This is a genomic window from Thermoactinomyces daqus (genome assembly GCF_000763315.1).
GTDB classification, from domain to species: Bacteria; Bacillota; Bacilli; order Thermoactinomycetales; family Thermoactinomycetaceae; genus Thermoactinomyces_A; species Thermoactinomyces_A daqus.
In genome coordinates this window covers 135,843-153,019 of sequence record NZ_JPST01000005.1, presented here as the reverse complement: position 1 = coordinate 153,019, position 17,177 = coordinate 135,843, and the positions used below count along the sequence as shown (strand labels likewise).

The window sequence follows — 17,177 nt, the reverse complement described above, 5'->3', positions numbered from 1 at the left end:
ATGATGATCCTTATCCAATCAAGAGACGAACTGCGAAATAAATGATTCCCCATACCGGAAGGCTCATGAGCGTTGCATTAAACAAACCGATTGAAGCGTTATTCATGGCTGTTTCCCTCCATCAATCTCTTGATGAGTTTATTATAGAATGGCTTTTTGCGTTTGTCCGCGATTTTACGCAATTGAAAACGAAATGTAATCTTGCGGTTACGTTAAGACGCTTTTTGAAACAAAAAAACATCCTGACAAATGAGGGCATTGCGCATCAAAAAGACTGATTTTCAAGGCTTGCAGTGGAGGTCACACCATCGTGCGCCTGTGCGGGCCCGGTAACATAAAACCGGGCTCTGAAATATTGTTGTAACATTGCCGGAAATATTGACGTTACTTCAGCGCTGGGCTATACTCTCACCCGTGCCTGTTTTTTGAAAAAATGCATGTCTTTTCGGTACAACCCAAAGGATGAAAATCCGGTAAACCCGGATGGATGAGTGCGCCCCGCCCCGACATGTGACGGCACTTTGACAGAAGAAAAAAGGAGAGCGTGAAATGCAACCAAATCAAAAAGGGATAAGACCGGTCACTCCGCAATATGATCCTTGGGATGCATGGATGACGAGAGCCGCGACAGGAAAGTACGAATTGACCAGTGTGGAATTTACGGTAACCAACCTTTGCAACTTGCGATGTGAGCATTGTGCGGTTGGAGAGACACTGGTGGAAAGGGAAGGACTGCCGATCAGCGTAGATCAGTTGATCCGTCGTCTTGATGAAGTGGAGACATTAAAAACATTAAGCATTACAGGGGGAGAGCCGATCTTAAATCCCCGTGTCGTAAAAGAAACGATTCGTCCGTTGCTTAAATATTGCCGGGAGAGGGGGATTTATACCCAGCTCAATTCCAACCTGACCTTGCCGTTAAGCCGGTACGAGGATTGGATCGAGGATTTGGATGTCTTACATATTTCCTATAACTACCGGGATGCGGAGGATTTTTACCGTATCGCTTTTCAGAAAGCAAAAAAAGACGTGGATTTTAAAACGGCGGAGACCCTGTTTAACCGGTTGAAAGAAAATGCGCGCCAATTGTCCGCACAAGGTGTTTTCATTTCAGCCGAGTCGCTGTTAAGCCCGTTTACTTCCCGCCATATCGTGAAGATGCATCAGGATATTGCGGAAATGGGCTGCAAGCGGCATGAAGTTCACCCCCTTTACCCGAGCGATTTTGCAAGGGGAATGGAGCTGCTGACACTGGATCAGTACCGGGAAACGGTGCACCGCCTGCTCGATGGACACCATCCGGAAGTATGGATCTTGTTTGGCACCCTTCCATTTTACCCGTGCAGCGACAAAGCGGAGGATCGCGAGCTGTGGCAAAGGCTTCATCGTGAGCCGAATGTGACGGTCAGACAGGATCCCGATGGACGCAACCGCCTGAATGTCAATGCGTTTACCGGAGATGTCATCGTGACGGATTTTGGGGATGTTCCCGCTCTGGGAAATATCAAAACAGACCGGCTGGACGATATTTTTCAGCAATGGCTGGAACATCCGCTGGCCAAGAAAACCCATTGTTTCTGCCTGAAAGCGAAATGTGCCGGCCCCAACCTGTTGGTCGCCCATGCTTATTATGCCGATTGGGATTTCAGCAAACGCCGTGCCAAAATTGAAATACAGTGAAGGGGAAGAGATCTGTTTTCAAGTTGCTGTCACATGACGGGGAGAGGGGCTCCTCCCCTGCTTTCCGTGATGTCGGTTTTGACTTTCTTCAGGCTGTGCCGGAAAGACATGAGTGTTTTTTGGGGAGTCAGACAAAATACGGGGAGTACACGTTTGCTCGCAACCTTTTTACTAAAATCGAAGTAAAAATATAAATATTTGAATATAATGTTCTGTATATTTATACTATTGAATATAAAACAAAAAAGGAAGTGAGATCGTTGAGCTATTCTTCTCTTCGTCAAGCCGCGCGAGATTCTTTGCGGGGGAAATGGGGCATCGCGGTCGGAGTTACAATTTTATATCTTATTTTAGTTAACGGTGTTCCGACCATTATTGATCTGTTTTTGAAGCCGAGTGATCCGCAGAACGAATTGGACGGGGTGTCGCTCCTTAACACACTGATTCAATTACTGTGGTGGATCTTTGTATATGCTCCGCTCATTATTGGATATGTCGTGTTTATCATGAAGTTGGTGCGCCGGCAAGAAGCAGAAACCGGGGATCTGTTTTCACGTTTTAAAGGGGAGTGGTATCTCCGGTCCATCGGTGTGGTTGTGTTGCAATCAATTTATATTGCATTATGGAGTATACTGTTGATCATTCCCGGGATTATCAAGTCCTATTCTTATTCCATGGCTTATTATATCCTGCTGGATCATCCCGAATATTCGGCATTCCAAGCGATTACGGAGAGCCGGAAGCTGATGAACGGCCACAAGTGGCAGCTGTTTGTGCTGCATCTCACGTTTATCGGCTGGTTCCTTTTGTCCTTCATTTCGCTGGGAATCGGGTTTTTCTGGTTAATTCCCTATTTCAATGCGGCACAGATGCAATTTTATTTGAAAATCAGCGGCCAGTCTACGGAAGCATCAATTCGCTGACAAAGAGAAACCCATCCGTCCGGTTTTCCTGGCGGATGGGTTTGTCGTGCGATTGTCGCCTGCCCGTGAGTCTTTAAATTGCGTTTCTTGATCTTATTGCCCGCGTGCCGGCGACACGGGACGCAGGCGTCTGCGGGGGTTTTCCGGATCGGTACGGGGTGAATCCGTTCGGTCAAATCGAGGGCATCGGCCACTCTTCCGAGGTGATGGAATAAATTTCGTGGTCCTCCCATTTGCCGTTGATGCAATGCGGATTTTTTCTCCGTTTAACATATCTCCCTCCGTTGCTTTTGTATTTCTCTGCGAGCAAAACATAATAACCCTTTATTTGGAACTTTGTCAACAGGCTGCTTTTTATTAATATTGTTTTTTCTGTGAGTAAAAATTCGGTGGTGTGAAAATGGAACCCGGATTCCGGACCGTTTGACAATGGGTTATGGAAATGGGTGATCCAAACAGAATATAATGAACTTAGGACGTTTATTCTTTTTACTGTGTGTGGTTGTTGACAGCAAGGTTGTAGTCATCGGAGGAGTGCATATGGATCTGTTTCAAAAATTTGTCCGGGAAAACGTGGACGGGCCAGAGCAATCGAAATCGGAACGCATTCTTTTGGTGCCGCGTCCGTTGGAAAAAGAGTTTGAGCACTTTTGCCGCAAACGCAATCTCAGTTTTAATGAAGGGTTGATCATGCTGATTGAAACAGCGCTCAACCAGGAGAAGAAGCCAAAGCAACCGGAAGAGGAGGCTGTACAGCCGAATCCGCAAATGTTTATGAACGATGCTTTGTAACCTTCGTTGTAAAGAAGCCGGAACCCGTCTGTATCCGGCTTCTTTCCGTGTGAGTGCATCGCTGGACAGGGCCGTGGGGGGGCTTCCTTCGCATTTTGTTTTCTGAATTGAGATACGATTGGAACCGCTTTCCTACGCAATCATGTCCGCTTTTGCCATCCATGATTTCGCGTTTTTTCACCCGGTCTAGCACGAAAAGGAGGGACAGCATGATCGTCAGGAAGAAGGGAAACGGGTTTGTCTTGATCAAACAGCATGATCACAGTTTAGTCTCAGGGGAATTTGCTGCGCATGTAAAGCAGGAGATCGAACCGCGGGAAACAACCCTCTATGCCATCTCCCATCATGATATCGGATGGAGGGAATTGGATCAATCAGTGTTGTGGAATGATGAGGCGGATGCTCCCTATTCATTTGATCAGTATCCGATGTTGCCGAAAGTGAAAGCCTACAGCGAAGGAATTTCCAAGGTAGAATCGTTCTCACCCTATGCCGGATTTTTATGCAGCAAACATTTTGCTTCGTTTTTTCAAGATGCCAAAGATCCGGTCGGACAGCAATTTCGACAGCAGGAACTGACCCGGCAACATCGTTTGCGAAAAGGTTTTACCGGGACGGAAGAAAGAAACAGCGACGCCAACTTCCGATTGTTGCAGTTCTGTGATGATCTGTCGCTCTTCCTCTGTTTGAACGATCCGGGGACCAATGAGCATCCTTGGTACAGAAACGGGATTCGCTATGGGGGAACAACATATCAATGGGTGTGGGAAGGGGAAGAGCAGCTTCGCTTGGCTCCTCAGTTCTTCAGTTCTTCCTTTGACATTGAGCTTCCGTATCAAGTGGTGGACAAGAACCGGGATATCATCGGGCGGGGAACGTATCGCTTTCGCATATCCGTTTGAACATTGGACGGGCTGGTTGACTTTTTTTCCGGGGCAGACCAGCCCGATTCGCTTTTGAGAAACATTTTGCTTCTTCGCCCAAAGGCCGCTGCAAAAAAGCCAGTCCCCATCTGCTTGCAAAAGACAATGAATCTTCCGTGTATTGTGAGTTTTGCTTGCGGCCGTTAAGGGAAATTTTTCAAAGAAAAAAGGAACAGGTGAGAATGACCGATGAAAATTGCAGGATTTAATCATTTGACAATACGGGTGAACGATTTGCGGCAAAGCCTTCCCTTTTACCTCGATGTTTTGGGAATGAAGCTGGTTCATCGCGGGCGGAGCGATGTTTATCTGGAGTGGGGAGAGGCATGGATCTGCTTGATAGAGACGAAGCAGCGGCGGAGACAAGAGGGAATGGGAATCGACCATGTCGCTTTTACGATTGCGGAGGAGAATTTTTCCGAAGCCGTTTCCCGATTAAAGCAGCATGGAGTGCCCTTTGTCAGGGAACCTGTGTTTCGCGGAGGGGGATGGTCTGTCCAATTTACTGATCCGGATGGGACAGTGTTGGAATTATTTACGGGGACTTTGGAGAAGCGGATGAAAAATTGGCGATAATCGCATAAAAAAAGTATGTTGGCTGCCCTGATCACGGTCGGTCAGGGAGATGAATAATTATTAATTTTTTTGTATAAAAATTAATTGCGGGAGGGACGGTTTGAAGACATCGGTAATATGTTTGACTGGGAGACGGATTTCCGGCCGGTTTGCTTTCCGCTTAAAATTCACGGAGTGAAAGATTGTTTTTGCTGATATCCTCGGCAAAAGGAGGGAGATGTCCATTCGGGCAATGGGAATTTTTAAAATTTTAAAAGCAAAAAGTCGCCTTCTCTGCCGTTTAAAGATTCATCTTTATAGTGGAAATGTTGCTTCTTATACAGAGGAATAAAAATATATTCGTGCCGGTTTAAATAGTCGATAAAAAAAATATATCAGGAAATTTTACAAAATTGTGTTGAAAAAAGTACTATTTGTGTAATATTATAGGGAAAAGAAATGGATATTGTACATGATCTTTCCAATTGAGGCGGACCACTTTTTTCCATTGGAAGGCGGAAAATCGGACTGACAGCGTGTTCTCCTGTTGCCGGCTTTTTTGCAATGAATAATTATAAATGGAATTGCTTGTCGGCGGATTGCACCGCCTTACCCTTAAGGAGGGGGATAAAGTGAAAGATCCCAAACAAATATTGGATTCCTGGCGTACTGATATAAAGTCGCATAACCTCTTTTCCAATTTGCTCATGCAATTCGATTTGGAGTATCCCAATTCGGGCAAAAATCGTAAAAAACCGATTCCCAAGCGGCATCTCAACCGGACGGTGGCGACTCTTTCCCTTTGCCTGGTCACTGGTTTGACCGTTGGCGCGGGTTCAGCCTTTGCGGAAAGCGAGTGGGGCAAGGATACACCGCCGCTTGACCAGCCGGCTTCTAAGGTGGGCGTCCAAGCTCAGCCTCCCCGGGCGGAGGATCGTTCAGTGGAGCAGATCATTCAGGACCGGCCGACCGAAAACGGCACAGGAAAGGATTTTCAGCAATTAAAGCCCGATGTGCCCGTTCAGGAGAAGCAGACTGAGCGGAGAAGCCTGAATAATGCGAACTCTGTGCTTGATCGGCCATCCGAATCCAGGGAGGATCAGTCCCGGGAAACCCAAACAAAACAACCGGATCACCAGCTTCAATCAGGTCAGCATCAGGAATTGCCTCCGAAGTCAAATACATCACCCCATGCGACTGACCAATCCAAAGAGGCATCATCCAAGGCGGCCAAGCACAGCCAGACCTATCATTATGTTCCGCCTGTGAGGACGGTTCAGGGACATGAACAGTCTGAAGGTTCCAAATACAGTGCTTCCCGATCCGAGATGCAGTATGCTTCAGGAGCAACCCATTCTCCAGATGTCACGGCGAATTCCAAACAGCCTTCAGAGAAACTCGCAGCGGAGCCCAAAACAGTAAACGGCGGTGCTCTTCCGAAAACAGCCAGCGGTGATTTAAATGGTGTAGTGTTCGGTGGTGCAGCTGCTCTGTTGGGGTCCGCTTATACCATGTTCAGAGGCAGGAAGGATCAAGCTTGAAATGGGATCGGTGGCTGGCTTGTCTCCTGGTTACGCTCGGTTCCGCCTATGCCGGTTATTCGGGTATCCAGTATTATGAAAAAATCAGAGCGGTTCAACATGTTTCCGCTGATCCGGCAGCGCTGGCAGGCGACCGCAAAACAGCGGATGCGACACAGAAAGCAGCAACGGATGGAGGACACGACCGGGTTGTCGTTCCGTACAGGGAACGTCCAAAGACCGGCCAACATTTTGCTGATTTGATCGTACCAAAATTAAAGGCGAAAATGCCCGTTATTGAAGGAACCGACGAAGATGAGCTTGCTGTCGGAGTCGGGCATTATGCGGGAAGTGTGCTTCCGGGTGAACCGGATAACTGCGTTTTATCCGGTCACCGCGATACAGTTTTCCGGCATGTCGGGGAGTTGAAACAGGGTGACGAGTTGCAGGTCGTTACTTCGCAAGGAACATTTGTCTATGAGATTACCAGGACATGGGTGACGGACCCTGACGATCGGTCGGTGATCGTTCCACTTGGAAGGGCTGTTCTCACATTGACCACATGTTACCCATTTTCATATATAGGGCCGGCTCCAAAGCGGTATATTATCCAGGCACAGCTGAAGGAGAAAATAACGATTCCGCAATGACGGTACAAGGAGGATGAACAATGGAACGGCCGATAATTCGTCGAAAGGTGCTCCGGTTTCTGTTTTGGGCTTTGCTTCTTTACACGGCGCTGAGCACAACCGTTGTCTGGGCGATTCAGTTTGGGTTTATTGCTGTGCCGCCCAGGGCAGCCGTCGTCGCCGGTCCGGCGAAAAACACAAGTTCCGCTGCTCCCTCATTGAGCGAGGTCGCTTTCAGCGAGCAGTTTGCCAGAGAGTATTTGCTCTGGACACACGGAAAGGAGGAGTCCCGGGCCGAAAGGCTCAAGCTGTTTTGGAAGCCCAACCTGGATGTACAGGGAGGATTGGACTTTTCAAAGGCCGGCTGGGATTCCTATGCACGAAATGTCGATGTCTGGTCAATCAAAGACCGGCCGGATCAGTCGGGAATCAAAGATGTCACCATCTATGCAGAAACCATTTTGACCAATGTCAACAACCCGAAAGAGGAAAAGCGGGTGGATCGCTATCTTGTGGTGCCGATTAAAAAAGCGGGCGATTCATACATTGTTGTCGATATCCCGCACTTTATCGCACCTCCGGTCGCGACTGTACAAGATCAGAGCGGGGATGAACCCGATCAGGATCAAGGGGAGATGGTAAATGATTCTACGCGGAGACAAGTGGAAACATTCATGAAATCTTTCTGGAAAGTATATACAACCGGTGAACCAAATGAAATTGCCTATTTTCGCAAAGATGGACAGCCGGCCTCCGGCTTGACCGGGATCATGGGATTTGTCGACTTGAAGAATTTGGCTGTCTACCGCAAGGACGACACTTATCATGCCGAATGCGATGTCACATTGCAGGATCTGGCCTCGGGGGCGCAGCTGAATTATCATTATGATTTTGATCTCGTACAGGTAGGCGACCGTTGGTATGTATCAAGAATGGGACAAGGAGAGGTTTAGTGTGATGAAATCCTATCTGCTGTGGCTGATGGTTGCGGGTCCGGGTGAGAAACTGGAGCAATCGCTGGGAGGAGAAATCGGTTCGCTGTTTTTGCTGGCGGTGATCTTTATCAGTTTGACCCTGTTTTGGAAGCGGGCCTTTACGGCTTTTATCGGATTTGCCCTGTTCGCGATGCTGGTGAGTGTCTTTATTTTCCAACCTCAACTCATTACACATCTGGGTTCCGACGGATTTCGCTGGTTGTTTGAGGCTTATCTGAAATGAAGCAGATCCGCGTCTACAATAAGGTCTTTCGCATTGAGAAAACAGTCTACTCCATTCAGGGGGTTCACCTGCCGCTGCCCGTTTCTTACCGGCAGATGGCCTTCTTCGTCGGAACCTTGATGGTGATGGTGGTCTTGAATAAATTTCCGCCCCTGTCATGGGTGGATTACTTCCTGATCAAGTTTATCGGGATTCCGGCGCTCGTCGCCTGGTTTTTTACGCGAAAGACGCTGGACGGCAAGGCGCCGCACCGCTTTCTCATGCGCGTGATCGAGCATTTTTTCAGTCCGCATCATTTTGCGCGTTACCAAGAAATCGCACGGCCCAAAAATCATGTTTACGTTTATGAAGGAGAAGTTACATATCGGAAATCCGGGGGGGATACCCAGTGACGCGCGTTCCGTTTCCGGTCAAATACTTTGAACGAAATCTGGTGTTTGGCAGTGATGAGTCGGTTTACGCTTATTATGAATTGCAACCGTTTAATTACGATTATCGGTCAACCGACGATAAGCTGAGCCTCCATGCGAATTTGGAGGCTTTTTATTGGAACATTCTCGCTGATACGCACGCTTTGGTCGTACCGGAATTCCAAAGCCTGGAGGAGCATGAGGAAGCGATGGTCGGCCGCTTGAACGGGAACGATGCACTCCGCGAGGCGGGCGTTCATCAGATCCGCGCGGTGATTGAGCATCTGAGGGGAAAAGAAGTGCACCAACACCGCTTTTTTATCGGTGTGAAGCTAAAAGAGGTGAGCGTGCAGGGATTATCCTTTTTTAACGAACTCGCTTACCTTTTGAAAGATTTTAAGCGATTCCTGCTTAATCAGTCAGGAACCGACTCACCTGAGATTTATGAAGAAGAGATTCAGGCTTATATGGTGCAGGAAGAGTTGATTTTCTCCCGCATCAATGGATTTTTGCGGGTTCGCCGGGTGACTCCGGCCGATTTGGAATGGTTGATTCGCCGCGGGTTTTACCGGGGGATTGGTGAGACGCCGCGGCGGCACAACTGGAAACCGCAGGCGATTCCGGTCACGGTAAAAGGCAAAAAAGCGCGCCGGCCGTCCCGGGATATCCTCACCCTGGCGGAAGGGAGATTCAATGATTCGCACGGCCGGCAGCTGATTGTAGAACAGCATGTGGGCGGCAAAGTGAAGAAGGGCTATATGGCTTTTTTAACGTTGTCCCATATTCCCGACAAAGCACCCTTTCCCGGACTGGAATGGCTTTACTGCCTGCAACGCCTCTCTTTTCCGGTCGAGGCTTCGGTGCGGACGGAAACGATTGAGTACAGCAAAGCCCTGACACAGGTGTTGAACAAGAAGAAGGAATTAAAAGCGGAAGATGAACATGCCTTGGAAAGCGGAGTGGAAACTTCTTACCATATTTTGCACAGCCGCCAGGAAGCGAACGAACTGGAAAGCAATTTGCGCACGGATAAATTTCCGCTGATCACAACCTCCATCGTTTTGTGTGTATCAGCGTCAACCGAGGAAGAACTCCATTTGCGCATTCAACTGGTGAAAGATTTGTACAGCGACATGCTGATCCAGGTGGAGGTTCCGTTCGGTGATCAGTGGCGGGCTTTTAATGAATTTCTGCCTGGAGCGAAACGGTATATCACGGATTATATCCATTACATGGATCCTGCGGCGGTGGCGGCCAGCATGATCGGAGCCACCCGCCAGCTGGGGGACGGGCAAGGCCATTTTATCGGGATGTCGCAAAATCTCCCCGTTTTCTTCCAACATGACCGGGGGCCAAAAGATAAAAAATTGAGTTCAACGGCATCTGCGGCATTTATCGGGTCGCTGGGGGCAGGGAAATCTTTGGGGGCCAATCTGCTCGCCTATCAAGCGCTTTTAAACGGGGCTAAGGTGTTAATCTTCGACCCGAAAGACGAACGGGCGCATTGGCCTGATTTTTTGCCGGAACTAAGGGAGATCACGAGCATCGTCACTTTGCGCGCCACTCTTGAAGATCGCGGGAAATTGGATCCGTTGATGGGAGCGGCCAGCACTGCGGACCGGTTGGCGGCAGCGGAAACGGCGAAACGGATTCTGCAATTTTTGGCGCGGGCGGCTGATGGAACATATGAAGCGATTGTGATCGGAAAAGCGGTGGATCAAGTGGCCAAGGAGGATCGCCCTTCGATGATGCGGGTGATCGACCGGTTGCGTGAAGGGCTCAAATCGGCGCCGGAGAAACGGCAGGACAGCCTGGAAGAGATCGTTGATGTCTTGAGCTATCTCGCCACTTCCGGACAGGGGCAGCTGTTGTTTGGGGATGGAACGCAAAGGGCGATCGATTTGTCGATGTCGCTGACCATTTTGCAGGTGGAGGATCTGAAGCTGCCGGAAGAGAGCCAGACCGATTTCGGCCGGATGGGGATCGCGTTGTTAATGGCGATTTCCGACTTTTCGCGTCGTTTTTCCAATCAATCTTCCGATGAGTTTAAGCTGGTACTGTTTGATGAATCCTGGCGCTTGGCAAAAGTTCGCGAGGGCCGGGCGATTCTGGAGGAGCTGGTTCGTACCGGCAGAAGCAAAAATGCCGCCATTTACTTAATCAGCCAAAACGCAAAAGATATGTTGGGCGAAGAGATTCGTTCCAATCTGGGATGCCGGTTCGTCTTCCGGTGCCGGGATTTGAAAGAGGCGGAGGCGGCCTGCCAAATTCTCGGAATTGAACCCAATGAGGGAAACATCGAAACCATCAGGAATCTGCCTACGGGTACGTGTCTGATGTCGGATTTGGAAAAGAGAGTGAATGAATTGGAAATCCGCGTTCTGGAGGAAAGGCTTTTCATCGCATTTGATACCCGACCTGGTTCGCGCGCAGAGAAAAATGCGGATCTGGTATCTCTGCCAACCCAGGAACGGAAGAAAGGAATGCTGCCTGCCCGTTCGTTCCAGTGAGGAGGGCTTATCAACGAGAATGAAAAAGAAGGGGAACGGTTCATGAATCTTAGGAAAAGAAAGTGGGGGGCCGTTATCGCCCTGGTTTTGGCCATGGCGATGACCGTGAACGCAGGGGTTGTCTTTGCTGCCGACAGCACGTCCCAATCGTCGGACGGATATAGCCTGATCAGTGACCTGCTGACCATTTTTCCGCAGGATGAGATCAAAAAGGCGCGGGCCCAAGGGTATGACGTGAAGTTTGCCAAGTATTTTCCGAGTCAATATAAATTGGAAATTTACACCGAAGATGCTTCGTTTCTGGATATTGATAAGAATGTATCAAATGGCGCCTATACCTTGATGAATGAAGTGAATAACTTTATCTGGCAGGCGCTCCTGTCGTGGAACTTTACCGTGATTTTGGTTGTGGAAAACGCTTTTTCCCTGAATGTGGTGGATCAGTTTGCCACTGCGGTGCAAAAAGCGGTGCAGCAGTTGGCCGGCTTTACGGGCACGGGCTATGGAAGCCAAGGGTTGATGGGGAATTTTCTGCTGTTGATGATCATTCTCGCCGGTGCGTACATCGCCTACAAAGGCATGATCAAAAAGAAGACGACCGAAGCGCTCAACGGGATGTTGACCACGATTGCCGTATTGATTCTGGGTCTTGTCTTCTTTGCCAACGCCGGAGGAGTGATGCGGTATTTTAACGATATCAGCAGCGGTTTGAGCCAGGAGGTGATGGGAGTCGGGCTTGATTTTCAAAGCGAGCTGTCCGGCAACCAGGTTACCTACCCGGCCGATGTCTCGTCAATGGTGATCGCCGACAAATTGTATAACATGATGGTTTATGAACCTTACATCATGTTGCAATATGCCAAAACATCAAGCGACCAGCAGATGACCCCGGAACGCGTCAACAAGATTTTGGCCCACCAGCCGGGAAGCGAGGCGCGAAAGCAGGCGGTAATGCAGGAGGCCAAGGGAGATCCGGCGGCAGGGATTAAACCAAATCCCATGGTGACCACTGATGGGGTATTTCAGCGGTTAACTTTGCTCCTGCTGTTGTGCGTCGCCCACTTTATCCTGGGATTGCTTTTTTTCATCATTGCCGGCGCGATGATTGTGTATCAGTTTATGTTTGTTCTCACTGCCTTATTTGCGCCGTTTGCCTTTTTGATGGCCCTGTACCCCGCCTGGTCCAGCGTGGCTGTCAACTGGTTTAAAAGATTTGTCGGATATCAGTTGATCAAGCTGATTATCGGGATTTTTTTCAGCATGTTGCTCACTATTTCGCAATTCCTCTATCAGATGAGTCCGCCGCAAAAGGTCGGATATGTCTGGACGATCGCGATGCAATTGATTTTGGTTGTCGGCGTCATCTGGAAGCGGAATGAACTGTTCAGCATCATGAAAGTCCCGGTGGGTAAGGTAGAAAACTTTACGGGTGAGCTGAATATCAAGATGCCGATGGATTATGTCAATAAATATACAACGAACTTAAGGTCTAAAGTGGGCAAAATCAAATTCCGAAGATAAAAGGCGATCGAACCGGATGGGATTGTGAAAGGAGTGCCGGCAAATGTTTCGGACGGATTTGCCCAGCCACCGCCGCCGTCTCCTCGTTTTTGTGCTGGTTGTGTTTCTCGTGGTTGGTTTTGCCGTGCGCTTTGTATTGGTGAAGCTGGGCTGGACAGACCAGCCCCGGCCGACTGCAACGGAACCAAGTGCACCTTCGGCAGAACCGTCGGAACCGGCGGCAGTCTCCTCACTGCCCCCGGAGGAGCTCAGTGCCGTGACTGAAACAGCCAATCGCTTTATCCGAGCTTACACGACGATCGATTTCAGTGACAGGTCCAAGTGGCTGCACGCTTTGGATGGATTGACCGGAAAGGAATTTTATCAGTATTTGCAGGAAGAGGCGACAGCCCGTCCTGCCGATGGTTTGACAGCGACTTCCTTTGGCAAGATTGAACGCCTGCAATGCAGCGGAAGCGGATTGACGGCTTCCTGCATCGGCGCAGTGGTTGTACAGGAACAGAAGGGGCAACAATTCACGCCTGTCGAAAGGGTGTATCAACTGTCACTCGCCAAAGAGGGTGAGCATTGGGTGGTGGAGGAGGCGGAAGTACGTGGAGACTTCGACTGAATCCGCTGTGCTGACCGAACGGATCTACGGGGCTGTTCATGACCGGATTTCTTCCAGGGTCAAGTGGGTGATCCTGAGCGCGGCGGCCGTTTTCGCGGTTATGTTCTTTTTCGCTGTCGCCGTGTTTGGCACGATTTTCACGAGTTTGTTCATCAGCCAAAACAGAGCTTCATCCGCTGATCCTTATGCGCAGTGGGAAGTGTCGCAGGGGTTCCCGCAGGCAGCCAAAAAATATTTGCCGATATACCAGGCGGCAGGCAAAAAGTACGGTGTCCCCTGGCAAATTTTAGCGGCAATTCACAAGGTGGAGACGGATTTTGGCCGGAATCTCAGCACAAGTCCGGTTGGGGCCAGAGGACAAATGCAGTTTATGGATAAAACTTGGCTGGGTTGGCGTTATCCAGGCGGAAGCAAATTGGGGGATTTGCCCGACTCCGTCAACCTGACCGATCCGCGCCTGATCCAAAAGTATGGCGGATACGGTGTGGATGCCAATGGTGATGGAAAAGCCGATCCCTATAATCCTGAGGATGCGATTTATGCGACGGCCAAATACCTGGCTGCCAATCACCAGCCCGGAGAAGACTGGTTTGCGCGCGGAGGTGCGGTTTGGCAGTACAATCACGATTATGAAAATTATGTATTGAAAGTGAAAAGTTATGCCGAACAGTTTGCCCATCCGGTGGTGACCGGGGCAGGATCCGGCTTGGCGACCGGGCAATTGGCCTGGCCTGTGTCTGGAGGGCGGATCACCTCGACATTTGGAACCCGGTTTGATCCAGTCAAAAAGGTGGTTCAGCTGCATAAGGGAATCGATATCGGAGCGCCACTGGGAACACCGATCTTGGCAAGTGACGGAGGAGTGGTCATTGAATCGAGGGTGTCCAGCGGTTACGGCTGGATTATCGTAATCGATCACGGAAATGGTTGGCAGACTCTTTATGCCCATATGTATCCCGAGCATGTGAAAGTGCAGGTCGGGCAGAAAGTGGGTAAAGGGCAAGTGATTGCCGAGGTTGGTTCAAACGGATGGAGTACCGGGCCGCATTTGCATTTTGAAGTGCATAAAAACGGACAGTTGATTGATCCGCAACTGCTTTTGAGACGATAAAAGGGATGAGACACAGAGAGGGAGAATTTTCCTGTATCATTTATTAGGAAAGGCGGGGTTTTGTTGTTCCCTTGGAATAATGTTCCAAAAGGCGGAGACGATATCTTCAGCAAAATAGCCAAATGGTTTTTTTATCTTCTCGTCGGTTTTGCGGTGTTCATCGGTGTCTTGTATCTGTGGAAGTTATTGGCGAACCACTTCCATGAACAGAACCATGCAGAGCGAGCGACATCAGCGATCGGAAATTTGTTTTCATGGTTGGGAACGGCTCTTTTGGCATTGCTTCCGATTTTGCTCATCCTGGCGATTCTGGGTCTGCTGGCCCTTTTTGGCAGCCAGCTGTTTACACGGTCCCATTACCGCAAACGGGCTGAAAAAGGGGTGAAATATCTCCGCATTTTGCCGGCGGACGATACGCAGTTGGATCTGGACAAAATCTCCGAGCTGACACGGACGTTCGGCGGGATGATCCGCCCGATCCGCATGCGCCTGAAGTACGGACGGCCTTGGTTTCGCCTTCGCTTTGCCATTCCGCCGGACAGCAACGAAATCGGCATTTACATGGCGTATCCGATTGACAAGGAAAACAGCGTGAAGGATACCCTGCGCAGCGTCTATCCATCGGCCGAACTGCACGATATCACGTATGACCAATTTCCGCAGCCGCAAAAAGGCGGATCAGGCGGGCATTTCATCTTTCAACTCGGAAGGAGCAAAGGATTGCCCCTGGCCTCTTTGCAGCAAACCAAACAAAGTCAGCTGGGCAGTATTTTAAACTGTTTGCGCCCCGGTTCGTATCTGGATTTGCAGTTTGCTCCGGTCAGCTGGAAAGAGTTGGAGGAACGTTCGGAAGATGCAGTGGACAGTCTGAAAAACAAGAGGATGAAGGATATGGATCCGGAAGAGCGGATGCGGCGGGTCAGTCTGATGCAGCGGTTGACCGGTCGGGAATTGACATTCCATGTTCGCCTGTCCTTGTGGTCGAACAGCAAAAACGCGGTGTCGGTCATCCGTTCAACCGCCGAATCGGTGGAAACGGCAATGAAATACGACGGATCGATTCGCTTTATCCGCCATGACTGGTGGAATCCGCTTTCCGATGCCAATCTGATTCCCATCCCTTTTCCCTTTACGATCATGACGTGGACATGTGATGAAATCGCCAACTTATTCCATCTGCCGCCGGCCAATCACTATATTTACCAGGAACCCAAGGAAGAAGGACCAGATGCGCGCGGTTTTATTGTTCACCTTCAAGCAAACCAGCGTTCCCTGAAAGCCGATGAATTGAATGAAGGCGTGCTGATCGGGAAGGTTCATCACCCGCTGGAAAAACGGGAATTGCGCGTTTCGTATGATCAATTGAGTAAACACTTCATCCTGACGGGGGCAAGCGGGATGGGGAAATCCAGTCTGGCAGTCGAGATGATTCAATCGATTTTGGATGAATGGTTTGAAGATCCGGAGCAGAATCCGGGTTTTACCATTATCGACCCGGCGCGGGAGATCATTCCCATCATTGAAAACCGCTTGCGGATCGCTGAGCGGTTCGGTGTCAAAATCCCCCGTGAGAAAATCCATCATTTTAATTTGTCTCATGACACCACTCATGTTCCTGCACTCAATCTGTTTCACAGGGTAAAGAATCTGCCCACGAACCAGATCGCCCAACAGATCGCCACCGTTCTGGTAACACGGGAAGAGGATGAAGAAGCCTTGATGCGTACCAAGCGTTTGATGGGCATGGCCGTTCAAAGTTTGCTGGAAGATAACCAAACCCACACGATTCTCGGAGTGGACGATCTGTTTCGCAATCGAGACTTTCGGAGAAAAGTTGTCGGAAATGTGCAAGATCCCTATGTAAAAAGGTTTTGGGTAAACGTTGATGAAAATGAGCTGAAAAAAGAAGCGGAACCAGTTTTGGACCGGGTGGAGCGGATCCTGCAAAACCCGACGCTGCGCCGTTTGTTCTGCCAGAAAGAAATGAGTCTGGATATTCGAAAATATATGGAAGAGGGACATATCGTTCTTGTTGACATGTATGGACTGAAAGATTTTGATCTGCGGGTGACAGCCGGTCACTTGCTCAATCAGTATTATCAGGTGGCACGAACGAGGCCGACCGGGTCCAAGTTTCACCTGATGCTGATCGATGAAGCCCATATGGTGCAGATTCCTCTGATTACTGAAATTTTGATGGAAGACCGCAAGTATTCATTTGGCATCGGTTTAATCACCCGCGAGATCGACCAGTTTGAAGATGAACAACTGATGCAGGCGATTCGCTCCAATATCGGCATGGTGCTCAGCTGCGGCCAGACGGAAGGTTCCGACGAAGTGGAAAGCCTGACCCGCAAACATGTCAAAGCGTTGTTCGTGGAGCGATTGCCCGTACGGCATGCGGCTGTTTACATTCGTACGAAACGCAGGCAGCGGAGCGATGTCACAACCTGCGTTGTCTCCAATGAACCTCCTTATGTTTATCGGATTGACGGCAAGAAAGCCGATCATCGCACGCGGGAGAAAGATGAGGCGATGAATTGGGGGCTGGAATGGGGACTGGAAATCATGCAGGCTTCGGATGAAGTCCGTCCCATCGAGAGCGTGGACAGGGAGATCTATGACTATATGAACGAAAATCTCAACTTTGACAACTTAAGGGACGAGCGGGATGACCGCTCGCAAACTGCCAACTAGGATTTTTCTTTGATCAGCCGGCCTGAGACAGGAACCTGGCTATTTACACTTTGCCTGGCACAGGCCGGTTTGTCTCTA

Annotated in this window: 15 protein-coding genes; all 15 read left to right on the top strand. The window is 49.5% G+C overall.

Translation table 11 applies throughout. The features are described from left to right. Positions 1-549: 549 nt before the first annotated feature. The 15 genes from yfkAB (at position 550) to JG50_RS0102580 (ending at position 17,099) form a co-directional block, all read left to right on the top strand. Positions 550-1,680, top strand: coding sequence for a radical SAM/CxCxxxxC motif protein YfkAB (yfkAB, locus tag JG50_RS0102655; protein ID WP_033099531.1), 1,131 nt, complete (start codon positions 550-552; stop codon positions 1,678-1,680). 260 nt (positions 1,681-1,940) lie between these two features. Continuing rightward, a complete protein-coding gene (locus JG50_RS0102650) occupies positions 1,941-2,603 on the top strand; it encodes a DUF975 family protein (RefSeq protein ID WP_033099530.1) in 663 nt (220 codons plus the stop codon). 540 nt (positions 2,604-3,143) lie between these two features. Continuing rightward, positions 3,144-3,395, top strand: coding sequence for a hypothetical protein (locus tag JG50_RS0102640; protein WP_033099528.1), 252 nt, complete (start codon positions 3,144-3,146; stop codon positions 3,393-3,395). Between the two features lie 209 nt (positions 3,396-3,604). After that, positions 3,605-4,297: a DUF3891 family protein gene (locus JG50_RS0102635; RefSeq protein ID WP_052153936.1), complete on the top strand. Its 693-nt coding sequence runs from the start codon at positions 3,605-3,607 to the stop codon at positions 4,295-4,297. 210 nt (positions 4,298-4,507) lie between these two features. Then, a complete protein-coding gene (locus JG50_RS0102630) occupies positions 4,508-4,894 on the top strand; it encodes a VOC family protein (protein ID WP_033099527.1) in 387 nt (128 codons plus the stop codon). Positions 4,895-5,505: 611 nt separating this feature from the next. Then, entirely contained in the window at positions 5,506-6,414 is a 909-nt protein-coding gene (locus tag JG50_RS0102625) for a hypothetical protein (protein ID WP_033099526.1), read from the top strand. Further along, positions 6,411-7,043, top strand: a complete 633-nt coding sequence (locus JG50_RS19645; protein ID WP_052153935.1) for a class D sortase — start codon at positions 6,411-6,413, stop codon at positions 7,041-7,043. The genes JG50_RS0102625 and JG50_RS19645 overlap by 4 nt, the downstream gene beginning before the upstream one ends. A 20-nt stretch (positions 7,044-7,063) precedes the next feature. After that, positions 7,064-7,975, top strand: coding sequence for a conjugal transfer protein (locus JG50_RS0102615; protein WP_033099525.1), 912 nt, complete (start codon positions 7,064-7,066; stop codon positions 7,973-7,975). 1 nt (position 7,976) lies between these two features. Next, positions 7,977-8,240 (top strand): hypothetical protein, encoded by a 264-nt coding sequence (locus tag JG50_RS0102610; RefSeq protein ID WP_033099524.1) that lies wholly within the window; start codon positions 7,977-7,979, stop codon positions 8,238-8,240. Beyond that, complete coding sequence (locus JG50_RS0102605; RefSeq protein ID WP_052153934.1) at positions 8,237-8,632, top strand: TcpE family conjugal transfer membrane protein; 396 nt, start codon at positions 8,237-8,239, stop codon at positions 8,630-8,632. Before JG50_RS0102610 ends, JG50_RS0102605 begins: the two co-directional genes overlap by 4 nt. Then, entirely contained in the window at positions 8,629-11,160 is a 2,532-nt protein-coding gene (locus tag JG50_RS0102600; RefSeq protein WP_033099604.1) for an ATP-binding protein, read from the top strand. The genes JG50_RS0102605 and JG50_RS0102600 overlap by 4 nt, the downstream gene beginning before the upstream one ends. 42 nt (positions 11,161-11,202) lie before the next feature. Next, positions 11,203-12,681: a CD3337/EF1877 family mobilome membrane protein gene (locus tag JG50_RS0102595; protein WP_033099523.1), complete on the top strand. Its 1,479-nt coding sequence runs from the start codon at positions 11,203-11,205 to the stop codon at positions 12,679-12,681. A 43-nt stretch (positions 12,682-12,724) separates the two neighbouring features. Beyond that, the gene (locus JG50_RS0102590; RefSeq protein WP_033099522.1) at positions 12,725-13,291 is read left to right on the top strand and encodes a hypothetical protein; all 567 of its coding nucleotides are present in this window, start codon (positions 12,725-12,727) and stop codon (positions 13,289-13,291) included. Next, positions 13,275-14,402, top strand: coding sequence for a peptidoglycan DD-metalloendopeptidase family protein (locus JG50_RS0102585; protein ID WP_052153933.1), 1,128 nt, complete (start codon positions 13,275-13,277; stop codon positions 14,400-14,402). The genes JG50_RS0102590 and JG50_RS0102585 overlap by 17 nt, the downstream gene beginning before the upstream one ends. A gap of 63 nt (positions 14,403-14,465) precedes the next feature. Further along, entirely contained in the window at positions 14,466-17,099 is a 2,634-nt protein-coding gene (locus JG50_RS0102580; protein WP_152568458.1) for a helicase HerA domain-containing protein, read from the top strand. Positions 17,100-17,177: the final 78 nt, after the last annotated feature.

Bases quoted from the DNA above. Each gene is read 5' to 3' on its own strand.
- JG50_RS0102595 (WP_033099523.1), top strand. From the start codon at position 11,203: ATGAATCTTAGGAAAAGAAAGTGGGGGGCCGTTATCGCCCTGGTTTTG.
- JG50_RS0102630 (WP_033099527.1), top strand. From the start codon at position 4,508: ATGAAAATTGCAGGATTTAATCATTTGACAATACGGGTGAACGATTTG.
- JG50_RS0102640 (WP_033099528.1), top strand. From the start codon at position 3,144: ATGGATCTGTTTCAAAAATTTGTCCGGGAAAACGTGGACGGGCCAGAG.
- JG50_RS0102615 (WP_033099525.1), top strand. From the start codon at position 7,064: ATGGAACGGCCGATAATTCGTCGAAAGGTGCTCCGGTTTCTGTTTTGG.
- JG50_RS0102590 (WP_033099522.1), top strand. From the start codon at position 12,725: ATGTTTCGGACGGATTTGCCCAGCCACCGCCGCCGTCTCCTCGTTTTT.
- JG50_RS0102635 (WP_052153936.1), top strand. From the start codon at position 3,605: ATGATCGTCAGGAAGAAGGGAAACGGGTTTGTCTTGATCAAACAGCAT.
- yfkAB (WP_033099531.1), top strand. From the start codon at position 550: ATGCAACCAAATCAAAAAGGGATAAGACCGGTCACTCCGCAATATGAT.
- JG50_RS0102605 (WP_052153934.1), top strand. From the start codon at position 8,237: ATGAAGCAGATCCGCGTCTACAATAAGGTCTTTCGCATTGAGAAAACA.